General features: G+C 40.8%; 20 protein-coding genes. 19 read left to right on the top strand and 1 reads right to left on the bottom strand.

The genetic code is table 11. From position 1 onward, the window contains the following. The first annotated feature begins 2 nt into the window (after nucleotides 1-2). The 19 genes from serB (at nucleotide 3) to G6W43_RS01230 (ending at nucleotide 20,336) form a co-directional block, all read left to right on the top strand. Nucleotides 3-629 (top strand): phosphoserine phosphatase SerB, encoded by a 627-nt coding sequence (gene serB / locus G6W43_RS01320; protein WP_194168964.1) that lies wholly within the window; start codon nucleotides 3-5, stop codon nucleotides 627-629. A gap of 4 nt (nucleotides 630-633) precedes the next feature. After that, on the top strand, nucleotides 634-1,626 hold the full coding sequence (locus G6W43_RS01315; protein ID WP_107796597.1) for a transaldolase: 993 nt from the start codon (nucleotides 634-636) through the stop codon (nucleotides 1,624-1,626). Further along, the gene (locus G6W43_RS01310) at nucleotides 1,626-2,786 is read left to right on the top strand and encodes a type IV pilus twitching motility protein PilT (protein WP_103573185.1); all 1,161 of its coding nucleotides are present in this window, start codon (nucleotides 1,626-1,628) and stop codon (nucleotides 2,784-2,786) included. The genes G6W43_RS01315 and G6W43_RS01310 overlap by 1 nt, the downstream gene beginning before the upstream one ends. A gap of 67 nt (nucleotides 2,787-2,853) precedes the next feature. Next, on the top strand, nucleotides 2,854-3,390 hold the full coding sequence (locus tag G6W43_RS01305; protein ID WP_002939542.1) for a 50S ribosomal protein L25/general stress protein Ctc: 537 nt from the start codon (nucleotides 2,854-2,856) through the stop codon (nucleotides 3,388-3,390). A gap of 11 nt (nucleotides 3,391-3,401) precedes the next feature. Then, on the top strand, nucleotides 3,402-3,950 hold the full coding sequence (pth, locus tag G6W43_RS01300) for an aminoacyl-tRNA hydrolase (protein WP_149711886.1): 549 nt from the start codon (nucleotides 3,402-3,404) through the stop codon (nucleotides 3,948-3,950). Beyond that, the gene (locus G6W43_RS01295; protein ID WP_103634947.1) at nucleotides 3,947-5,011 is read left to right on the top strand and encodes an LptF/LptG family permease; all 1,065 of its coding nucleotides are present in this window, start codon (nucleotides 3,947-3,949) and stop codon (nucleotides 5,009-5,011) included. The genes pth and G6W43_RS01295 overlap by 4 nt, the downstream gene beginning before the upstream one ends. 55 nt (nucleotides 5,012-5,066) lie before the next feature. Then, entirely contained in the window at nucleotides 5,067-6,290 is a 1,224-nt protein-coding gene (gene lysA / locus G6W43_RS01290) for a diaminopimelate decarboxylase (protein ID WP_194168963.1), read from the top strand. Beyond that, on the top strand, nucleotides 6,274-7,353 hold the full coding sequence (gene pheA, locus G6W43_RS01285; RefSeq protein ID WP_103568285.1) for a prephenate dehydratase: 1,080 nt from the start codon (nucleotides 6,274-6,276) through the stop codon (nucleotides 7,351-7,353). The genes lysA and pheA overlap by 17 nt, the downstream gene beginning before the upstream one ends. After that, on the top strand, nucleotides 7,353-8,450 hold the full coding sequence (hisC, locus tag G6W43_RS01280; RefSeq protein ID WP_194168962.1) for a histidinol-phosphate transaminase: 1,098 nt from the start codon (nucleotides 7,353-7,355) through the stop codon (nucleotides 8,448-8,450). The genes pheA and hisC overlap by 1 nt, the downstream gene beginning before the upstream one ends. Nucleotides 8,451-8,454: 4 nt before the next feature. Next, on the top strand, nucleotides 8,455-10,152 hold the full coding sequence (gene fliF, locus G6W43_RS01275) for a flagellar basal-body MS-ring/collar protein FliF (RefSeq protein ID WP_103597392.1): 1,698 nt from the start codon (nucleotides 8,455-8,457) through the stop codon (nucleotides 10,150-10,152). Then, on the top strand, nucleotides 10,152-11,183 hold the full coding sequence (gene fliG / locus G6W43_RS01270; RefSeq protein ID WP_012001435.1) for a flagellar motor switch protein FliG: 1,032 nt from the start codon (nucleotides 10,152-10,154) through the stop codon (nucleotides 11,181-11,183). The genes fliF and fliG overlap by 1 nt, the downstream gene beginning before the upstream one ends. Beyond that, nucleotides 11,180-12,052: a flagellar assembly protein FliH gene (fliH, locus tag G6W43_RS01265; protein ID WP_012001436.1), complete on the top strand. Its 873-nt coding sequence runs from the start codon at nucleotides 11,180-11,182 to the stop codon at nucleotides 12,050-12,052. The genes fliG and fliH overlap by 4 nt, the downstream gene beginning before the upstream one ends. Next, nucleotides 12,045-13,871: a 1-deoxy-D-xylulose-5-phosphate synthase gene (gene dxs / locus G6W43_RS01260; protein WP_194168961.1), complete on the top strand. Its 1,827-nt coding sequence runs from the start codon at nucleotides 12,045-12,047 to the stop codon at nucleotides 13,869-13,871. Before fliH ends, dxs begins: the two co-directional genes overlap by 8 nt. Before the next feature lie 71 nt (nucleotides 13,872-13,942). Then, nucleotides 13,943-14,353 carry a Fur family transcriptional regulator gene (locus G6W43_RS01255; RefSeq protein ID WP_194168960.1) on the top strand — a complete coding sequence of 137 codons (411 nt, stop codon included), beginning with the start codon at nucleotides 13,943-13,945 and terminating at the stop codon, nucleotides 14,351-14,353. Nucleotides 14,354-14,492: 139 nt separating this feature from the next. Beyond that, nucleotides 14,493-15,899 carry a CHAD domain-containing protein gene (locus G6W43_RS01250; RefSeq protein WP_342672203.1) on the top strand — a complete coding sequence of 469 codons (1,407 nt, stop codon included), beginning with the start codon at nucleotides 14,493-14,495 and terminating at the stop codon, nucleotides 15,897-15,899. A gap of 13 nt (nucleotides 15,900-15,912) precedes the next feature. Continuing rightward, nucleotides 15,913-16,635, top strand: coding sequence for a bifunctional demethylmenaquinone methyltransferase/2-methoxy-6-polyprenyl-1,4-benzoquinol methylase UbiE (ubiE, locus tag G6W43_RS01245; RefSeq protein ID WP_194168959.1), 723 nt, complete (start codon nucleotides 15,913-15,915; stop codon nucleotides 16,633-16,635). Next, a complete protein-coding gene (gene xseA / locus G6W43_RS01240) occupies nucleotides 16,628-17,794 on the top strand; it encodes an exodeoxyribonuclease VII large subunit (protein WP_194168958.1) in 1,167 nt (388 codons plus the stop codon). Before ubiE ends, xseA begins: the two co-directional genes overlap by 8 nt. A 2-nt stretch (nucleotides 17,795-17,796) precedes the next feature. Beyond that, nucleotides 17,797-18,876: a phosphoserine transaminase gene (serC, locus tag G6W43_RS01235; protein WP_194168957.1), complete on the top strand. Its 1,080-nt coding sequence runs from the start codon at nucleotides 17,797-17,799 to the stop codon at nucleotides 18,874-18,876. Continuing rightward, complete coding sequence (locus tag G6W43_RS01230; RefSeq protein WP_194168956.1) at nucleotides 18,876-20,336, top strand: class I SAM-dependent methyltransferase; 1,461 nt, start codon at nucleotides 18,876-18,878, stop codon at nucleotides 20,334-20,336. The genes serC and G6W43_RS01230 overlap by 1 nt, the downstream gene beginning before the upstream one ends. A gap of 31 nt (nucleotides 20,337-20,367) precedes the next feature. Here G6W43_RS01230 and G6W43_RS01225 read toward each other — a convergent pair whose 3' ends face one another. Further along, nucleotides 20,368-21,108: a sulfite exporter TauE/SafE family protein gene (locus tag G6W43_RS01225; RefSeq protein WP_194168955.1), complete on the bottom strand. Its 741-nt coding sequence runs from the start codon at nucleotides 21,106-21,108 to the stop codon at nucleotides 20,368-20,370. Nucleotides 21,109-21,158: the final 50 nt, after the last annotated feature.

Here is a 21,158-nt window from a genome sequence, read left to right as displayed (position 1 = left end):
GCTTGATAAAACTTTGTGTTTTTGACTTTGACTCTACGATAATGGACGGCGAGACGATTGATATCCTCGCCGCCGCTAATAACGCCAGCAATGAGGTGGCTAGCATAACGAAGCGTTCGATGAACGGCGAACTTGATTTTTTTGAAAGTCTTACAGCAAGAGTAAAATTTTTAAAAGGAATGCCACTTTCAAAAGCAGATGAAATTTGTAAAAATTTACCCATCATGCCAGGAGCTAGCGAGCTTATAGCTGCTCTAAAGCAAAAAGGCATAAAGGTTGTGGTCTTTAGTGGTGGTTTTCACATCGCAACTGATAAGATGCAAGAAAAACTTAAATTTGATGCAAATTTTGCAAATATCTTGCACCACAAAGATGGAATTTTAACAGGTGAAGTTGGCGGAGAGATGATGTTTGGTAGCTCAAAAGGCGAAATGATAGATCGCTTAAAGAGGCTATTAAATTTAGATAAAAGTGAGATCATGTGCGTTGGCGACGGAGCTAATGATATGTCAATGTTTAGAAAATGTGATCTAAAAATTGCCTTTTGTGCGAAAGAAATTTTAAAAAAAGAGGCGACGCATTGCGTGGATGTCAAAGATCTGCGTGAAATTTTAAATTTTATAAGGTGAAAAAATGTATGACAATGAAGCTAAATTTTCTCTTTGGTGTGACTTTATAGAGAGAGATTTTTTGCAAAACGAATTCAACTCTTTATTAGAAAAAGGCGTTATAAACGGAGCTACAAGCAACCCAGCTATCTTTAAAACAGCTTTTGCATCACCTGCTTATAAACAGATCATACAAAATAGCAACAAGCGTCACCCAAAAGATCTCTATGAAATTTTAGCGACCCAAGATATTAAGATCGCCGCATGTAAAATGCTAAAAAACTACGCAAATGGCGATGATGGCTTTGTTAGCATCGAGGTCGATCCAAATTTAAGTGGCGAAACAGCTGCGACGATAGAAGAGGGCATCAGGCTTCATAACCTTATCTCAATGCCAAATGTCATGATAAAAATTCCAGCTACAAAAGAGGGCTATGAAGCGATGAGCGCACTCATGGCAAGAGGTATCAGCGTAAATGCGACGCTCATTTTCTCGCCTGATCAGGCTAAAAACTGCCTAGAGGCTTTTAAAGAGGGTAGCAAAGCTTATGCAAGCCGCTTTGTGGATACGACGATGCCAAAAGGTGTGATCAGTGTTTTTGTTAGTAGATTTGACAGAAAGCTTGATGAGACGATGGCTGCAAAGAGCCTACCAACAGGACAGATCGGCATAATGAACGCTGCAAATATCTATCATATTATTGAGGATTTTGGCTTAGAAAATGTAAGGACACTTTTTGCAAGCACTGGTGTAAAAGGTGGTGGCTTAAGAGGGGATTATTACGTTAGGGAGCTAATGTATAAAAACTCTATAAACACAGCTCCGATAGATACGATAAAAGAATTTATAAAAGAAAAAGCTGAGGCAAAAAATGCCCCTAGTAAAGAGAATATCTCAAGCTTTTTTCACATCATAAAAAATAATGAGATCGATATAAATGCTACTTATAAAGAGCTTTTAAATGACGGCTTAAAGCAGTTTGTTGCAGCATTTGATGAGATTATGAAATCACTTTAATGACCAAAAAAGACCTAGACTCATATCTGTGCTCTTTAGTGGATAAAGGCGGCAGCGATCTTCATCTAAAGTCTGCAAGCCTTGTTTATGGTAGATTTAATGGTGAGATCATGCCACTTAGCGAAGAAAATTTGGGCCCTAGTGATGCGGTGGCTATCGCAAAAGAGCTTTTGGGGGCTAAATTTGATGAGTTTATGGATAAAAAAGATATAGATTTTTCTTATAAACTAAATGATGAGTACTGCTTTCGTGTAAATATGTTTTTGCAGATAAATGGAATTTCTGCTGTCTTTCGTGTCACTCCAACGAAAATCCCAACCATAAAAGATTTAAATTTACCAAGCGTGATAGAAAAAATTTGCACTGAGACCACTCGTGGCATCATCCTAGTGACTGGCCCAACTGGAAGTGGCAAGACGACAACGCTTGCAAGCATGATAAATTTCATCAACCAGACAAAAAGATCACACATCGTGACTATCGAAGATCCGATCGAATACGTATTTAACGACGATAAAAGTATAATCAACCAGCGCTCTATCGGGGCAGATGCGCTAAATTTCTCAGATGCGCTAAGGGCTTCATTAAGAGAAGATCCTGACATCATCTTGGTGGGTGAGATGAGAGATCTTGAGACGATTGAGACTGCCATTAGAGCTGCTGAGACTGGACACTTGGTGCTTTCGACACTTCATACACTTGATGCAAAAGAGAGCGTAAATAGAATAGTAAATAGCTTCCCACAAGGTGAGCGAGATAAAGTCAGCCTTATGTTCTCTTCAGTGCTTGCTTGCGTCATCTCACAAAGGCTAGTTAAGACGCTTTTTGGCACAAGACGCCCAGCAGTTGAGATCATGAGAAAAAATACCCGCATAAAAGAGCTCATATCTGAAGAGAAATTTGATGAGATCGATCTTGCCATAGCTGAGTCAAAAAATACTTATGGCATGCAAACTTTTGATCAGCACCTGCTTGAGCTTTATGAAAATAAGATAATTAGTGCCGAAGTAGCACTTGATAATGCTAGCAATAGGGGCGATTTGCAGCTTAAGATAAAAAGCTCAAATGTGGCAGGTTTTAGCTTTGAAAATGGTGTAAATTTTGGCAAACCTCAAAGCAAACAAGACCAACCTGAAGTGATCGCGCTTAAAGAAATTTAGTAAGCTTTATGTGAAATTTATAAAGCATTAGATAAAATCAGCACCTATTTTTTATGAAAGGAAAACGATGTTAGAAGGTATCGTTAGAGAGAGTATCGGTAAGAAGTCTGCGAAGGCTTTGAGAAGAGATGGTTATCTAATCGCCAACATTTATGGCAAGGGATTAGAGAATGTTGCAGCTGCTTTTAAAGTCAATGACTTTATCAAAGAGGCACGCAAAAAAGAGAGCCTTGCTTTTGATGTAAAAGTAGGCGGAAAAGTTTATAATGTCGTTATTGTTGATTACCAAAGAGATGTTGTTACAAGCGATCTTAAACACGTAGATCTAAAAGTAGCACTTCCAGGCGTTTTATCAAAATATATGATCCCAGTTAAGCCAGTTGGAACACCTATTGGTCTTAAAAATAAGGGCGTTTTGATCCAGTCAAAAAGACGTCTTTGCGTAAAATGCACGGCTGAAAATTTACCAAATTCATTTGACGTTGATGTAAGCAAACTTGACATTGATGATACGATTTTGGTTCGTGATATCACAGCTCCTAAAGGCGTTACTATCATTGACGCTGACCGTGTTGCGGTACTTGGAGTTATTAAAGCTAAATAAAAAGGGCTTTTGTGACACTAATAGCGGGGCTGGGAAATCCTGGTCCCAAATACGAAAACACTAGACACAACATAGGCTTTATGCTTATAGACCTCCTAAAAGACTCAAATTTCAAAGATGTTAGCTCAGCCAAATTTCAAGGCGAAGTTTTTAAATTTAATGACATTATCTTGTTAAAACCAACGACCTTTATGAACCTCTCAGGTCAAAGCATAAAGGCAGTAAAAGACTTTTATAAGCCAGATAGGATAATTGTCATTCACGATGATCTTGATCTTAGTTTTGGCGCGGTTAAATTTAAAAAAGGCGGCAGTAGCGGCGGACACAACGGCATAAAATCGATCGACGGACTAATAGGCAACGACTACGAAAGAGTGCGTGTTGGTATCGGACATGAGGGCGATGCTAAAAATTTTGTCCTTGGCGAGTTTAGCGACGAGGAGAAAAAGGCTTTAGATGAAATTTTGTCCTATACAAAAAATGCAGTTTGCGAGCTACTAAAGAGCGACATCAACGAAATTTCACAAAAATTTACGGTAAAAAAAGGTCTTATCAAATGAAACTATACGCCAGATACGTTGGCTGGGTCTATATAAAATCTTTTCTTATCGTATTTTTAGCGCTTGAGCTATTTTATGTTGGCATTGATCTGCTCACAAATTTAAAAGATCTGCCGCCATCTGCCAACCTTCAGCTACTCTATGTTGGCCTTACTGCGCTAAGTGCCATTAGCTACGTTTTACCACTTTCGCTCATTTTTGCGCTAATAATTTTGCATGTAAATATGGTTCGCTCAAACGAGCTAATCAGCTTTTATGCTCTTGGCATCAGTAAAAACAAGCTCATTTTACCACCATTTCTCATCGCATTTTTTGTGACGATTTTTTACGTTGGGCTAAATTTTACGCCATTTGCTTATGCGCATGACTATCAAAAAAGTATCGCTAAAAACACCGCTTTTTCAAAAAGTACAAATGACTCATTTTTGAAATTTGAAGGCAAATTTATCTATATAAAAGAGCTAAACTCAGCCAAGCAAAGAGCAAATGACGTGAGAATTTTTGACATTAATGGCACTGACTTGCTCTCGACAACCTTTGCCGACCACGCTAAATTTAAAGACAATGAGTGGGTTTTAGAAGATGTAAATCAGACCTTTTTGCCTCAAAGCTTAGAGCTTGGCGAAAATGGCTTTAGCAAGGTAAAAAGCGAAAATTTAGATGCATTAAGAGGCTTTAAGCCAAAGAGTATCGAGAGTGCTGCAAGCGTTGAAAACTCGAAATTTAACATACCTGATGCGATAAATTTTATAAAGACATTTAAAAACGAAGGCATAGGGCTTGATAGCGCAAGGACTGCGTTTTATAACCTTGCTATCACACCATTTTTTGCACCATTTTTATTGCTTATTTTCTACTATCATTTGCCAGTAACTGGCAGGTTTTTTAACCTCGCACTCTCAACATTTATCTTTGTTGTGATAACACTCGTAGTTTGGGGGCTTCTCTTTATCTTAACCAAATTTGCTCAAACCTCAGTCATCTTGCCAGAGATCGGCATGGTGCTTCCTGTTATTTTGCTTTTTGCATACGCCATTTATCTCATAAAATCGCATCGTTAAGCCAAATTTTGGCAACTTTTTTGTAAAATCAAGCCATTTTAAAAAAGGCTATTTTATGGATTTTAAAGAGCTTGCAAGCAAATACAAAACCCCACTTTACGTTTATGATTTTAACTACATTAAAGAGCGCTACGAGGCGCTAAAAAACGCATTTTACGCTAGAAAATCTCTGGTTTGCTACGCTGTAAAAGCAAACTCAAATTTAAGCGTTTTAAAATTTCTAGCTGATCTTGGAGCAGGATTTGACTGCGTGAGCATCGGTGAAGTCAAAAGAGCGCTGTTAGCTGGAGCTAAGAGATATCAGATCATCTTTAGCGGCGTTGGCAAGAGCGATAAAGAGCTAAAAGAGGCTTTAGAAAATGAAATTTTACTGATAAATGTTGAGAGTTTTGCCGAACTTTTAAGGCTTGAAGAGATCGCAAAAGGGTTAAATTTAAAGGCAAGGATTAGCATCAGGGTAAATCCAGGCGTTGATGCAAAAACACACCCATATATCTCAACAGGGCTAAATGAAAACAAATTTGGCGTCGATGCGGAAACAGCTAAAAAGATGTATATCCACGCTAAAGCTTCAGAGTTTCTTGAGCCAACTGGCATACATTTTCATATCGGCTCGCAGCTAACTTCACTAAGCCCGATAATAGACGCTGCAAAGATCGTTAGCGAGCTTTTAAGAGAGCTAAGAGCGCTTGAGATCGATATCAAATTCTTTGACGTTGGCGGCGGACTTGGCATCATATATAACGATGAAAAAGAGATAAATTTATACGACTATGCACAAGGAATTTTAGGCGCGCTAAAGGGTCAAAATGTGACCATCGTTTGCGAGCCAGGACGCTTCATCGTGGGCAATGCTGGCTACTTTGTAGCAAGCGTTTTATATGAGAAATTTAATGGCAAAAAGAGATTTGTCATCACTGATGGCGCGATGAATGATCTTATAAGACCAAGCCTTTATGGCGCGCATCACAAAATTTTTGTCGATGGCAAGGATGAAAATTTAGGCACTTGTGACGTGGTCGGTCCAGTTTGTGAAAGCGGCGACTTTTTGGCAAAAGATATAGAGCTACCAGAGTGTGAAAGTGGCGACGTCATCGTGGTTAAAGGGGCTGGAGCTTATGGATTTAGTATGAGCTCAAACTACAATACAAGAAACAGAGCCGCTGAAGTTTGCGTGCTTGATGGCAAAGATAGGCTGATAAGAAGACGCGAGAGTTTCGAGGACGTCGTGGCACCTGAGATTGAGTTTTTGGAGAGCGCTGATGCAAGAGCTAAATGAGCTTAGAAAAGAGATCGATAGTATCGATGATCTCATCTTAAATAAATTAAATGAGAGGATGAAGCTTGTCGAGCAAATCGGCAAGCTAAAGCAAACGACTGGGACGCCTATATATCGCCCTGAGCGCGAGCGAGCTATCATAAACCGCTTAACTAGCCTTAGCAAAGATAAAGCCTTAAATAAGGCTGCGATCGAGGCTATTTATCTTGAAATTTTTGCTGTAAGTAGAAATTTAGAGATGCCTCAAAAGATCGTCTATCTAGGACCTGAGGGCACTTATACGCATCAAGCGGCGCAGAGTAGATTTGGCGCGATGAGTGCATATTTACCACTTGCTACGATCGAGGCAGTTTTTACAAAGCTAGCTCAAAAAGAGGCAAAATACGGTGTCGTGCCTATCGAAAACAACACTGAAGGCGCTGTTGGGGCTACGCTTGATTGTTTGAGTAAATTTGATGATATAAAGATAGTGGCAGAGCTCTACGTAGATATCCATCACAGCTTTGTTAGCATAAATGAAAATTTAAAAGAGATAAAGCGAATTTACTCACATCCGCAAGGCTACAACCAGTGCCGTAAATTTTTAGAAGATCATATGTTAAACGAGGTCGAATTTGTCCCAGCTAAATCAACCGCAGCAGCTGCATATATGGCATCTATGGATAGAGAATCAGCCGCCATTTGCTCAAAAATCGCAGCTAAAATTTACAACGTGCCAATCGTCTATGAAACGATCGAAGATAATATGGCAAATAGAACGAGATTTTTGATCTTAAGCGATTTTAAAAATGCCAAGGTTGAAAACTCAAAAACTTCGATCCTAGCAAAGACTGATCACAGTCCAGGACGCCTTGCTGATCTGCTTTCTATCTTTAAAAATGAGAATATCAATATCACAAAACTTGAGTCACGCCCTATCAAACAGCGCGAATTTAAGTCAATTTTTTACCTTGACTTTGAAGGCCATATCGACGATGAGAAGGTGCAAAACGCCTTTGAACTCGCAAAAGAGAGCGGCGCGGAGATAACTTGGCTTGGAAGCTATTTAAACGGAGAAGAGTAATGAAATTTAACGACTTTTTAGATGATCTAGTAAATTACGAGGCTGGAAAGCCGATCGAGCTTGTGGTTAGAGAGTTTGGCATCGATGCAAAAGATGTGATAAAACTAGCGAGCAATGAAAATCCTTTTGGCACGAGCAAACGCGTAGAAGAGGCGCTAAAAGAGGTCGCTAAAAACGCACATCTCTATCCAGACGATAGTTACTTTGAGCTAAAAGAGGGGCTGGCTAAGAAATTTGGCGTAACTAGCAAAAATTTAATCATCGGCTCTGGAAGCGACCAGATCATAGAATACGCACTTCACGCAAAGGCGAACAAGCAAAGTGGTGTTTTGATGGCTGGCGTGACATTTGCGATGTATGAAATTTATGCAAAACAAACAGGGGCTAAAATTTACCGCACAAAGAGTGTGGAGCATAATTTGAGTGAGTTTTTAGAAATTTATAACGCGCACAAAGATGAAATTTCTGTCATTTTTCTTTGCTTGCCAAACAACCCATTAGGCGAGTGCATCGATGCCGATGAGGTCTATAAATTTATAAAAAACATTGGTGAAAACACGCTTGTGGTGCTTGATTGTGCTTACAACGAATTTGCTAAATTTAAAGATAGCAAAAAAGAGATAAAGCCAAGCGAGGTGGTGAAATTTAAAAATGCCATCTATCTTGGCACTTTCTCAAAGGCCTACGCACTTGGTGGCATGCGCGTGGGATACGGCGTGGCAAATGAAGAGATCATAGGCGCTCTTTCAAAACTAAGAGCTCCATTTAACATCACGACTCCAAGCCTAAGAGCAGCGATAGTAGCACTTGGAGATGATGAATTTGTGCAAAAAACTATGCAAAACAACTTCGAGCAGATGAAGAGATATGAGGAGTTTGCAAGGCAAAATGGCATCGAGTTTATCCCAAGCTATACAAATTTCATCACTTTTAAATTTAATGAGCCAAAATCAAGCCAGATATGCGAAAAGATGCTAAAAAAAGGTATAATTTTACGAGATTTAAAAAGCTATGCCTTAAATGCGGTGAGAATCACCATCGGTCAGGCATGGCAAAACGATAGAGTTTTTGAAGAGTTAAAGCAAATTTTAAAGTAGGGATATGGATTTTAAGGCATTACTTCATCAAATAAGTCAAATTTATCAAAAGCTTTCACTAAAACAAAAGATAGTTGCAGGCAGCTCGATCGTCTTAGTAGTGGCTTTTTTGGTATTTTTAACGCTTTACAAAAGTAAAAGTGATAGCTTTGCAGGATATAGCGTCCTTTTTGAAAACATCAGCCCAAGCGACTCAGCCTTAATAGTCGATCAGCTAAATAAAGATGGCATAAAGTATAAACTAGCAAATGAAGGCACTATTCTCGTGCCAACTAGCGATGTATATAAAGAGCGTATCGCTGTTGCAACGCTTGGCATACCAAAAGAGAGCAAGATCGGTTTTGAAATTTTTGACAAGCAAGAATTTGGCGCAACGGATGCCGAGCAGAGAGTTAAATTTCAAAGAGCGCTTGAGGGCGAGCTAGCTAGAACGATCGAGAGCCTCTCATCTATCCAAAAAGCAACCGTAAGAATAGCCATACCAAAAGAGAGCGTCTTTACCGAAAGGCAAGCACTCCCAACGGCCTCGATCGTAGTCGAGCTAAAGCCAGGCGTTAGTCTAAATGCGAAGCAAATTTTTGGCATTAAAAACCTAGTCGCCGCCTCTGTTACAAATTTAAGCACAGAAAATGTCAAGATCGTCAATCAAGATGGCGTCGCACTTGGCGATGAAGACGGAGAGTTTGATAGTGATGCCATAGCTCAGCAGATCCGCTATAAGCGCGAGTTTGAAAATAACTACGAGCAAAAGATCGTAAATGTCCTAGCTCCTATCGTGGGCGGGGCAGATAAGGTCGTAGCAAAGGTAAATATCGACTTTGACTTTGATAAAAAAGATACAAAAAGCGAGGTTTATGACCCAAATAACGTCGTAAGAAGCGAGAGCAACATCGAAGAAAAGCGTCAAGGCTCAGCTCCAAATGAAGTAGGCGGCGTACCAGGTGCAGTTAGTAACATAGGCCCTGTTCAAGGTCTTGATGATAGCACTTTAAAAGAGCAGTACAACAAAAGCTCGCAGCAGACAAACTACGAAATTTCAAAGAAAGTGACAAATGTCAAAGGGCAGTTTGCTAGCATAAACAGAGTGAGCGCAGCTGTCGTTATAGACGGACTTTATCAAAGCAAAAAGGATAAAGACGGCAAGCCAACTGGCGAACTTGAATTTGCCCCACTTACCAAAGAGCAAAGAGAATCAATCACAAATTTAATCAAACAATCAATCGGCTACAATCAAAATAGAGGCGATGAGGTAAGCTTAGATAACTTCGAGTTTAAAACTGGCAAAGATGTCAGCACTGGCGAGAAGATGGATGGCTTTATGAATAACTACGTGATGCCTTTCTTGCCGCTACTAAAATACATCTTTGCAGCACTGCTACTCTACATCTTCTACAAAAAAGTCATCGTGCCATTTATGCAAAAGATGCTTGAAGAGACGAAAGAAGAAGAGGAGCAAGCCCAGGACGATCTTGAAGATATCGAGGTGGATGCTGAAGATACGCTTGAGAAATTTAAAGCTGCTCGTAAGAAAGTCGAGGAGCAGCTTGGTCTTAGCGGTGAATTTAACGAAGATGAGCTAAAATACGACGTCCTTCTTGAAAAGATGAAGATAGTAGTCACCGAGCGAAGTGAGGAAATTTCAAATTTACTCCAAGATATGGTTAAAAACGATAGTGACTTTAACATGCGTAAGGAAATTTGATGTCTATAAAACTAACCGATAAGCAAAAGATGATATATGATGATCTTTCAATGCCTGAAAAGATCGCTATTTTACTAATCCAGCTTGGCGAAGAGGCGACAGCTCTTATATTTTCTCATATGGATGTTGATGTCATCACCGAAATTTCAGGCTACATAGCAACTGCAAAAAATATAGACAAACAAGTTGCAGGCGCCATTTTAGAAGAATTTTACGCTCTCATGCAGTCAAATCAATATATGAGAAGCGGTGGCTTAGAGTATGCAAAAGAAATTTTATACCGCACATTTGGTCCAGAAGCTGCGCAGAAAATTTTAGACAAGCTTGCTAAAAGCATGGAAAACTCAAAGAGCTTTGGCTATCTTGATAAGATAAAGCCACAGCAGCTTGCAGACTTCATCGTAAAAGAGCACCCTCAAACTATCGCGCTAATCCTAGCCCACATGGACTCAACAAGTGCCGCCGAGACGCTAAGCTTTTTCTCAGATGAGCTAAGAAGCGAGGTTGTGATCAGGATGGCAAATCTTGGCGAGATCAGCCCATCGGTCATCAAGCGTGTCTCAACTGTGCTTGAGGGCAAACTTGAGAGCCTCACATCTTACAAGGTCGAGGTTGGTGGCCCAAGAGCTGTGGCAGAAGTGCTTAACAGACTTGGTCAAAAAGCTAGCAAAAGCACGATCGAGCGCATCGAACAAAGTGACGATAAGCTTGCCACAACGATCAAAGAGCTTATGTTTACCTTTGAAGATATTATCAACCTTAACGCAACTGCGATTAGAGAAATTCTTAAAAATGTCGATAAAAAGGACCTTATGGTTGCATTTAAGGGCTCAAGTGATGGCATTAAAGATAAATTTTTATCAAATATGTCTCAGCGTGCGGCCGAAGCCTTTAAAGAGGAGATGCAATACCTTGGCGCTGTTCGTGTAAAAGATGTTGAAGAGGCGCAAAGACGCATCGTTGAGGTCGTTCAAGGTCTAGCTGATCAAGGCGTCTTCCAAGTTGGCGAAGCAGATGAGATGATAGAATGAAAAGTAGCGTGATAACAAGTGAGACCTCGCCGGCTCATTTTATAGAAAATTATAGATTTAAGGTGCTTGGGAGCAACGAAAGAGCCCAAGATAGCGCACCTGTTTTGATAGAAGAAAATAATCTTAGTGAAGAGCTAAATGAGCAAAATTTAGAGCAAGGTGGTGAAAATTTTACGCCGCAAAGCCAGCCAGTTCACCAAATGCAACCAAATATGCAAAATCACTTTGCACCTCAGCCTCAAAATAGCCAAGCTCACCAGCCTGGATTTGACTCGAGCTTTGTTGAGGAGCTACTTAAAAAGACAGATGAGCTAAGCAGCAACATCATCAAACTTCAAATGCAAATAGAAAATCAAGAGAGCGAATTTGCAAAGCGCCTTGAAGTTGAGATCTCCCGTGCAAAAGAGGATGGCAAAAACGAAGGCATCGCTCAAACAAACGCTGCAAATGAGGCAAAGATAAAGGAGCTTGAGGCTAAATTTAGCGCTTCAGCTGCAAAGCTTGACGAGCAGTGCATTAAATTTGATGAGTTTTTGAAAAAGAGCGAGGAAGAGCTTGGGCAAACTGCGATAAAGATCGCAAAAGAGGTGATAGAAAAAGAGGTTTCAAGCGCATCTAGCCAGATCGCTCATCACCTAGCAAATTCGCTTATAAAAGAGCTAAGCGACGTAAAAAATATAGAAATTCGCGTAAATCCTGAAGATAGCGACTATCTAAAAGAGCAATTTAGTAAAAACGAACGCGTAAAAGTAAGCGCTGATGATGCCATAAGCAAAGGTGGCGTGGTGATAATAAGCGAGGGCGGAAACATCGATGCGACGATGCAAACAAGGCTTGAGAAGCTAAAAATGCTGGTAAATAATGAATAAAGACGTTAAAAGCCTAAATGTCGATGAGCTAAACGCACTTTGCCACGACATCAGAGATAAAATTTTAGCCACCGTTAGTAAAAATGGCGGCCATCTTAGCTCAAACATCGGTGCAGTCGAGATCATCGTTGCGATGCATAAAATTTTTGACGTTACAAAAGATCCGTTTATCTTTGACGTGAGCCACCAAAGCTACGCGCACAAGCTGCTAACTGGGCGCTGGGACAAATTTGATACGCTTAGAAAATTTAACGGCATCAGCGGCTACACAAAGCCAAGCGAGAGCAAATTTGACTACTTTGTAGCAGGCCATAGCTCAACGTCCATTTCACTTGCAGTTGGCGCTGCAAAGGCTATCAAACTAAAAAATGAAGAGCGCTTGCCAGTAGCTGTCATAGGCGACGGCTCGCTAAGTGGCGGCATGGCATACGAGGCGCTAAATGAGCTTGGGGATAGAAAATATCCTTGCGTCATCATCCTAAACGACAATGAGATGAGCATAAGTAAGCCAATAGGCGCTCTTAGCAAGTATCTAAGCCAGATGATGGCAGGGCAGTTTTATCAAAAATTTAAAGGCAGGGTCGAGCGCTTTTTAAGCTATATGCCAGACTCTGCAGCTTACATGGCTAGACGCATGGAGGAGGGTATCAGGCTCATCACTCCTGGCATGTTTTTTGAAGAGCTTGGACTTGAGTACATAGGTCCAGTCGATGGACACGACCTCTTGGCACTTCTTAGCACATTTAAAACTGCCAAAAACATGAAAAAACCAGTCATCGTGCACGTGCAGACGCTAAAGGGCAAAGGGTATGAATTTGCCGAGGGTTACTATGAAAATTGGCACGGAGTTGGGCCGTTTGATCTAAAAAGTGGCGAATTTATAAAAAGACAGTCAAACAAGTCAGCCACGGCGATCTTTAGCGAGCAGCTTTTAAAGATGGCAAGAGAGCATAGCGACATCGTTGGTGTTACGGCTGCGATGCCAACAGGCACTGGCATGGACGCGCTCATACATGAGTTTCCAGACCGCTTTTGGGACGTGGCGATAGCCGAGCAGCACGCAGTTACCTCGATGTCAGCCATGGCAAAAGAGGGCTTTAAGCCATTTGTCGCGATATACTCGACCTTTATGCAAAGGGCATACGACCAGGTCATTCACGACGCTTCTATACTAAATTTAAACATCACATTTGCGATGGATAGAGCTGGCATCGTTGGCGAGGATGGCGAAACGCATCAGGGTGCTTTTGACATTAGCTTTTTAAATGCTGTGCCAAACATGGTTCTTTTTGCCCCAAGGTGCGAAGAGAGCATGAAAAATGTTATGGAATTTGCCTACTCTTACAAGGGCGTTAGCGCGTTTAGATATCCGCGTGGGGCGTTTATCTTAAGAGATGAGTTTAAAGCTAAACCGTTAGAGTTTGGCAAGGGTGAAATTTTAGCTGACGCAAAGAGTGAGACCGCATTTTTAGGCTATGGCAATGGAGTTGGCAGGGCAAATTTGGTTAGAAATTTACTAGCTGGCAAGCTTGAGGTGATCTTAGTCGATCTAGTCTTTGTAAAGCCGCTTGATAGAGAGCTTTTATGTGAGCTAGCAAAACGCACTAAAAAGTGGTATATCTTTAGTGATAGCGCTAAAAAAGGCGGCGTTGGCGAGATCATAAGCGCCTTTTTACAAGAAAATAAAATTTCAAATATAAGCGTCATCAGCTTTGAGTATGATGATAAATTTATCCAGCATGGCTCGACAGCTGAGGTTGAAAAGAGTCTTGGCATAAGCGCTGAGCAAATTACCCAAAAATTACTAGAAAATAATTAATATCATTTAATAAAGAAACGTTTAATATTACTTTTGCTAGCATAAAGCAAAAATTTGTATAGGGGAAAATTATGCAATATGTATCGTTGCTAAAACAGTCTGGGCTTAAAGTAACGCCGCAGCGTCTTAGCGTTTTGAGAATTCTTGATCGTCACACACATCCAACGATCGATGAGCTTTATGATGAAATTTTGAAAGAAAATCCATCAGTTTCGCTCGCAACAGTTTACAAAAACCTAAACACACTAAAAGACGAAGGCCTTGTGGTTGAGGTAAATATCGTAAACCAAAAGGCAAGATACGATATCTACGAGTATCCACACATCCACATAGTTTGCGAGAGCTGTGGTAGCGTAGAGGACGTGAGCTATGATGACGCCGAGCTTGGCAAATACCAAGAAGCGCTTGAAAAAAAGATCGGTAACATCATAGAGCGCCTAAATATCGTTGCTAGCGTAAAAAGCTGTAAACACTGCCGATAAGGCAAAATTTATGTTGCACTACGCAACATAAATTTTTATTTTTCTTCATAAAACACTTCAAACAAGCCTGAAATTAGCTTTTTTCTCATTATTTTAAGCACTAACTTGCTAAAATAAACAAAAAATTTCGGAGAAAAATGTGGGTTTGGAGATAGAGCGTAAATTTTTACTCAAAAATTCTCAAATTCTAGATTTTCTAAAAGAGGCTGGGCTAGTTTTTAAGCACCTTGAAATTTCTCAGTTTTACACCAAGATCACACAAAATGAAGAGATCCGCTTCAGAAGTGAAGAGGGCAAATTTATAAAAACGATCAAGGTTGGCAAAGATCTTATAAGAGAAGAAAATGAGGAATTTTGCGAAAAGGCGGAGTTTAAAAAGGCTCTACAAAACCGCATCGGGCGCGTAATCACAAAAGATAGATACATTTTTCGGCTAAATAATAACCCTTGCAACATCGACGTTTTTAAAGATGGCTTAAACGGACTTTGCACGTTCGAAATCGAATTTAGTGATGAAAACGAGGCTGTATATTTTAAACTGCCACCATTTTTGGAGCAGTTTTGTAAGGCCGATGTTACCTGCGATAAAAGGTATAAAAACAAATTTCTTGCCATCCACGCAAACGAAAATGAACAAATCGATTACAAAAGAGCCTACAATGTCTTTAAAAACAAAGAAATTTCGCCAAATTTTGCTGCAAATTTAAAAAGTGGCGAGGCTTTAAGAGCTTTGTTTTTAAACATCTTTAAAGAGATAAAGAGGCTAAAGAGCGACTATCTGCAAGATCACGACGAAGAAATTTTGCACAACCTGCGAGTAAATTTAAGAAAAGTTAGGTCACTACTTAAAATTTTTAACGGCGTCTTTGATGAGAAAGTGACGCTCTTTTTTGGAGAGAATTTTAAAATTTTGGCAAACTCAACCAATAAAAAGCGAGACTTAGACATATTTTTAGGCTTTTTAAGCGAGCAAAAGCATGCAAATGAGCTAATTTACTTTGTGCAAAAGGCTCTAAATTTAGAGTATGAAAACGTTAAAAGCTACCTTAGCGATGAAGAAAACTATGCATTTTTAAAAGAGTGGGAGATATTTTTAAACGAGGGCGAGTTTTATAGATCAAAGCTCTTTGACGTGAGCCTTTCGCGCCTTGGCTCGTTTAAACTTAGAATGCTTCTAGTTTTGGCTCAAAAGAGGCTAAAAAGCCTCAATCAAGACTGCCCAAATGAGAGCTTTCACAAGATCAGGATCGAGCTTAAAAAGGTGAGATACACTTACGAGTTTTTGAGTGAGATTTTTTATTTTGACGGGCTTAAAAAGTATGAAGAGCGGCTAAAAGATATGCAAGAGATCTTTGGTGCGCTTCAAGACTACGACGTCTGGCTTGGCATCTTAGAGCGCTTGCCAGAGGCTGCTGGCAAAGAAAAGCTAGAGAGCAAAATTTACAAACAAATTTACAAAACCAGAGAAGAGATACTAAAAAAACGGCTTAAATTTATAAAAGCAACTCGCAAGATCTCGCGAAATTTAAAAATTTACTACATATAAAGGTCTAAAATTTATGCAAAAACAAGAAAAAATAGTTGATATGTTTAACCAGATCGCTCCGACTTACGACGTCGCAAACAGGGTGCTAAGCCTTGGCGTGGATGTGAGCTGGAGGAAATTTGCCTGCAGATATATGCTAGAAATTTTTAAAAATAAAAGCATAAATATCGTGGACGTAGCTTGCGGCACTGGCGATATGATGGGACTTTGGAGTGAAATTTCAAAAGAATTTGGCGTGGAGATAAAAAGCCTAACTGGCATCGATCCATCAAGTGGCATGCTAAAAGAGGCGAGGGCGAAATTTCCAAATTTTAAATTTATAGAGGCCTACGCTGATAACACAACGCTTGCAAGCGACGAGGCTCAAATTTTAAGCATAAGCTACGGCATCAGAAACGTGGTCGAGCGAAAGGCTGCGCTTATGGAGTTTAATAGGGTCCTAGCTGATGGCGGCTACGTAGTCGTGCTTGAATTTACAAAGCGCCAGAAAAAGGGCTTTATAACTGCGCTAAGAGATTTTTATCTAAGTAAAATTTTGCCAAGTATCGGCGGCTTTATCTCGAAAAACAAAGAGGCATACGAGTATCTGCCAAGCTCGATAGAAAATTTCTTGGACGCAAAGAGCTTTTGCGACGAATTAGTTGAAGCTGGCTTTGAGATAGAGCTTTGCAAGGGCTTTAGCATGGACATTTCGACGCTATTTATCGCTAAAAAGGTAAGAGAAATCAATGCTTAGCGTATCTGAGCTAAATGAAAAAGCAAAGGCGCTGCTTGAAGCGACACTTGACTACGTCGAGGTAAGTGGCGAAATTTCGCGCCTTACTAAGCACGCCTCTGGGCACTGGTACTTCACACTAAAGGACGAAAAGTCAAGCATCTCAGCCGTGATGTACCGCATGAATAACCAAAAGGTGAAATTCTTGCCAAAAGAGGGACTAAAGGTCAAAATTTATGGCAAAGTGACCATTTATTCGCCAAGTGGGTCGTATCAGCTAGTGGCTAGTGCTATGCTACCAGATGGCGAGGGCGAGCTTGAGCTTGCGTTTAGGCAGCTTAAAGAAAAGCTCGAAAACGAGGGGCTTTTTGACATCGGTGCAAAAAAAGAGATACCAAATTTACCTAAGAAAATAGCCCTTGTCACAAGCGCCACTTCAGCTGCACTTCAAGACATGCTAAAGGTGGTAAAGAGTCGCTGGAGGCTAAGTGAAATTTATATATTTGACGCACTAACACAGGGCGAAAGTGCTCCAAACTCGCTTATAAAAGCTTTGCGCAGAGCCGATAAATACGGCGTCGATGTGATCGTTTTAGCTAGAGGAGGTGGCAGCAAAGAGGATCTTTGGTGCTTTAACGACGAGGGCCTAGCGCGTGAAATTTATGCCACCAAAACGCCAGTCATAAGCGCTATCGGACATGAGATTGACTATGTTATAAGTGACTTTGTAGCAGACCGCAGATCGCTTACGCCAAGTGCAGCCATGCTAGATCTTTTGCCTGATGAAGAGGCGTTTTTCCAGTATCTTGATAGGCTCAGCGACGATCTTGATAGTGCCTTAAATTTAAAGATCACAAAGAAGCAAAATCTGCTAAATTTACTACTTTCTAAATTTTCATCAAATGCCCTAAAAGCTAGGATCGAGCTAAAATTTAGCGAGGTTGCAAACAAGCAAAACGCCCTAACTAACGCCGTGCAAAGAAAGATCTTGCTTCTTAGCTCAGCTCTTGGCTCGCTTGAGAAGGCTTATGAGATGAGGGAGCTCTTTTTTGAGAGCACGAAGGGGCTTATCGAGGTTAGAAAAGATGGCAAGAGAGCTGATCTTAGGGATTTAAATTTGAATGATGAGATCGAGCTTATCTCGCAAAATACACATAAAAAAGCAATTATCAAGGAGTAAAAATGAGTAGAAAAATCAACTTTAGCGCAGGCCCAAGCGCGATACCATTAGATGTTTTAGAGCACGCAAAGGCCGAATTTACCGACTACAGAGGCGAGGGCTACTCGATCATGGAGATCAGCCACAGAAGCAAGACCTTTGAGGAGATCCACTTTGGTGCGATGGAGAAGATAAAAAAGCTCTACGGCATCGGTGATGAGTATGAAATTTTATTCTTACAAGGCGGCGCACACTTGCAATTTAGCATGATACCGATGAATTTATATCAAGGTGGCAGGGCTGAATATGCAAACACCGGCGTTTGGACAAACAAAGCGATCAAAGAGGCAAAAGTGCTTGGCGTAAATGTAGATGTCGTCGCAAGTAGCGAGGATGAGAATTTCTCTTACATCCCTGAGTTTAAATTTAGCGATGACGCCGACTACGCCTACATCTGCTCAAACAACACGATTTACGGCACGCAGTATAAGGCTATGCCAAAGACCAAATCGCCCCTAGTTGTCGATGCTTCGAGCGATTTTTTCGCTAGACCGCTTGATTTTAGTAGTATCGGCTTGCTTTATGGTGGCGCTCAGAAAAATGCAGGCCCAAGCGGCGTGACTATCGTCATTTTAAGAAAAGACCTAGTTGATCGCGTGAGCAGCCAAAATGTCCCTATGTTTTTGCGCTACAAAACGCACGTAGAGGCAAACTCGCTCTATAACACACCGCCAACTTTTGGAATTTATCTTTTAAATTTAACCATGCAGCACCTGCTAGATCTTGGCGGACTTGCCGAGGTTGAGAAGATAAATGCCAAAAAAGCAAGCACGCTTTATAGCATCATAGATAGCTCAAATGGCTTTTACGTGGGACATGCCAAAAAATCAAGCAGGTCAGATATGAACGTGAGCTTTACGATACCAAAAGATCATGCGCTTGAGCCAGTTTTCGTCGAAGAAGCGCTAAAAGAGGGCATGCTAGGGCTAAAAGGTCACAGACATCTTGGTGGCATAAGAGCCTCTATCTACAACGCCGTTAGCCAAAGCGACGTTGATAAACTTGGCGAGTTTATGAGAGAATTTGCCAGAAGGCACGGCTGATGAACAAGGCAAAAAAAGCTTACGACGAAATTCCTTATTTCTCAGCTGCATTTAGCGACTGCTCGCCCGTTAGGATAGGGGCGGTTGCTAAATTTCTTGGGCTAAAGGTGGCAAATTTAAAAGACGCTAGAGTGCTGGAGCTTGGCTCGTCATACGGTGGCAATATCTTGCCATTTGCAGCTTCTCACAAAGAGGCAAAGGTAGTTGGCATCGACATCTCAAGCCACCAAGTAGAAGAGGGCAACAAGATCGCAAAGAAGATGAATTTAAAAAATTTCACCCTTCTTGAGCGTGACTTTTTGCACATGAATGAGCACGATATCAAGGAGCTTGGCGAGTTTGACTACATCATCGCACACGGCGTTTATAGCTGGGTGAGCCCAAACGTGAGAGACGCGCTACTTGCAACGATAAAGGCGCTACTTAGCAAAGATGGCATCGCCTACGTCTCTTATAACACCTACCCAGGTTGGAAGAGCCTTGATATCTTAAGGGACTTCATGCTCTTTGCGAGCGCAAACAGGGGCGATAAAGAGTCGCTACCTCACGTCAAAGAGGAGCTAAATTTTTTGCAGGATTACTTGAAATTTAGCCTGCAAAACCAAAGTGACGTCGTCTATAAAGACAGCATGAAGCTACTTTTAACGCAGTTAAATTTCTTGCAGGGCATCATCGCCAAAGGGAGTGATTATTACATTTTGCACGACTTTTTGGAGGCGAGCAACGAGCCAACTTACTTTTATAAATTTGCCAAGCACATCGATAAACACGGGCTTTGCTACGTCATAGACGCCTCGCTAAATGACATCTTTGCAAGCTCAACTGGGATATACCGCTTTGACGCGCACATCGAGCAAAGCTACAACACTCGCATCAAAAAAGAGCAGCTAAACGACTTTTTGTTTAATAGATCCTTTAGAAAGAGCCTCATCGCTCATAAAGAAAGGCTTGGTGGCGCTGATGACTTTGACGCGGTGCTTGGAGAGAGCGAGCTTGATAGGATTTATTTTGCCTATTTTAGCGAGCAGCCAAGGATTAAAACGCAAGAAATTTTAAGCAAAGTCTATCCACAAAGTCTAAATTTAAGCGAAGTAAAGGCTGCACTTGGTGAGAGCGAGAGCGAAGCATTTATGGGGCTACTTGAAATTTTAAATGATCAAAACACTAAAATTTCATCTTCAAAGCTTGTTGCGCTTGCTTATGAGCCTAAAAAAACTAGGCTAAAGCCTAGAGCTGCGGCCTATCTTGGGTATTTTCTGGAGGCTAGCTCGCCAGTTATTTCTTTGGCAAATGAGCTAAATGGCAAGCTTAGTTTAAGCGTTGAAGAGATCAAAGCTGCATTGAAATTTGACGGCAAAGCCAGCCTTAAAGAGATCGCAAAGGGCGTAAATTTAAGCGAAGATGAGCTAAAAGAGCTTGCTTTTAAACTAAGTGAAGCTTACTTTTTTGAAGAAATTTAAAAAAAAGAGCGTGGCAAATTTAGCCATGCTCTTACTCAAAAAACATATCTTTTAATATCAAACATATCATCGCTATGTAAAAGAGTAAAAACCATTTTTTAAGTGTTTTTTTGTCGGTATGTTGCGTCTTTTTGGTGCCAAAGTATGCGCCTATTAGCGAGCCAAGACCTAAAAATGTGCCCTCAGCGTATGAGATGTGACCATTTAGTGAGAGTGAGATGAAGCCAGCAATGGCTGCAAACATAACGAAAAACACACCCATAGAAACGGCTTTTTTAAGTTCATAACGTAAAAAGCCAACCAAGATAGGGGCGATAAAGACGCCTCCGCCGATGCCTATGCTAATGGCAAAAACGCCAACAAAAACGCCAACTAAAAATAGCAAAAAGAGTGAATTATTCGCATTTGAGCCGTCGCTGTTTGGTGAAAAGTATAGTTTTATAAGTGAAAAGACAAATGTCGCAAGTAGCATAGACTCAAGTAAAAGTGCAGGTGCGTGCGACACGATGATGCCGCTAAAGCTAGCTCCAACCAAGCCTCCAAGCCCCAAAAAGACGCCGCGATTTAGCTTTAAAAGCCCAGCTTTGTAGTTTAGATACGAGCCAAACGTCGCACTAAAGATCATCTGCATGACGCTTATGCCAATGGCTGCTTTCACGTCGTATCCAAAGGCGACCATGATAGGAACGACGACCGTGCCGCCACCGATGCCAAAAAACCCAGCGATGTAACCAACGCCGATACCGATTATAAATAGTTCTACAAAAAGCATTTTTTCTCCCTCGACTAGCGCAAATTTTAGCCAAGGGGCTCTTAAAAAAA

Source organism: Campylobacter concisus (assembly GCF_015229965.1).
Taxonomy (GTDB): domain Bacteria; phylum Campylobacterota; class Campylobacteria; order Campylobacterales; family Campylobacteraceae; genus Campylobacter_A; species Campylobacter_A concisus_BD.
Note: the sequence above shows the minus strand (reverse complement) of the source record. Positions and strands in the feature narration are given on the sequence as shown.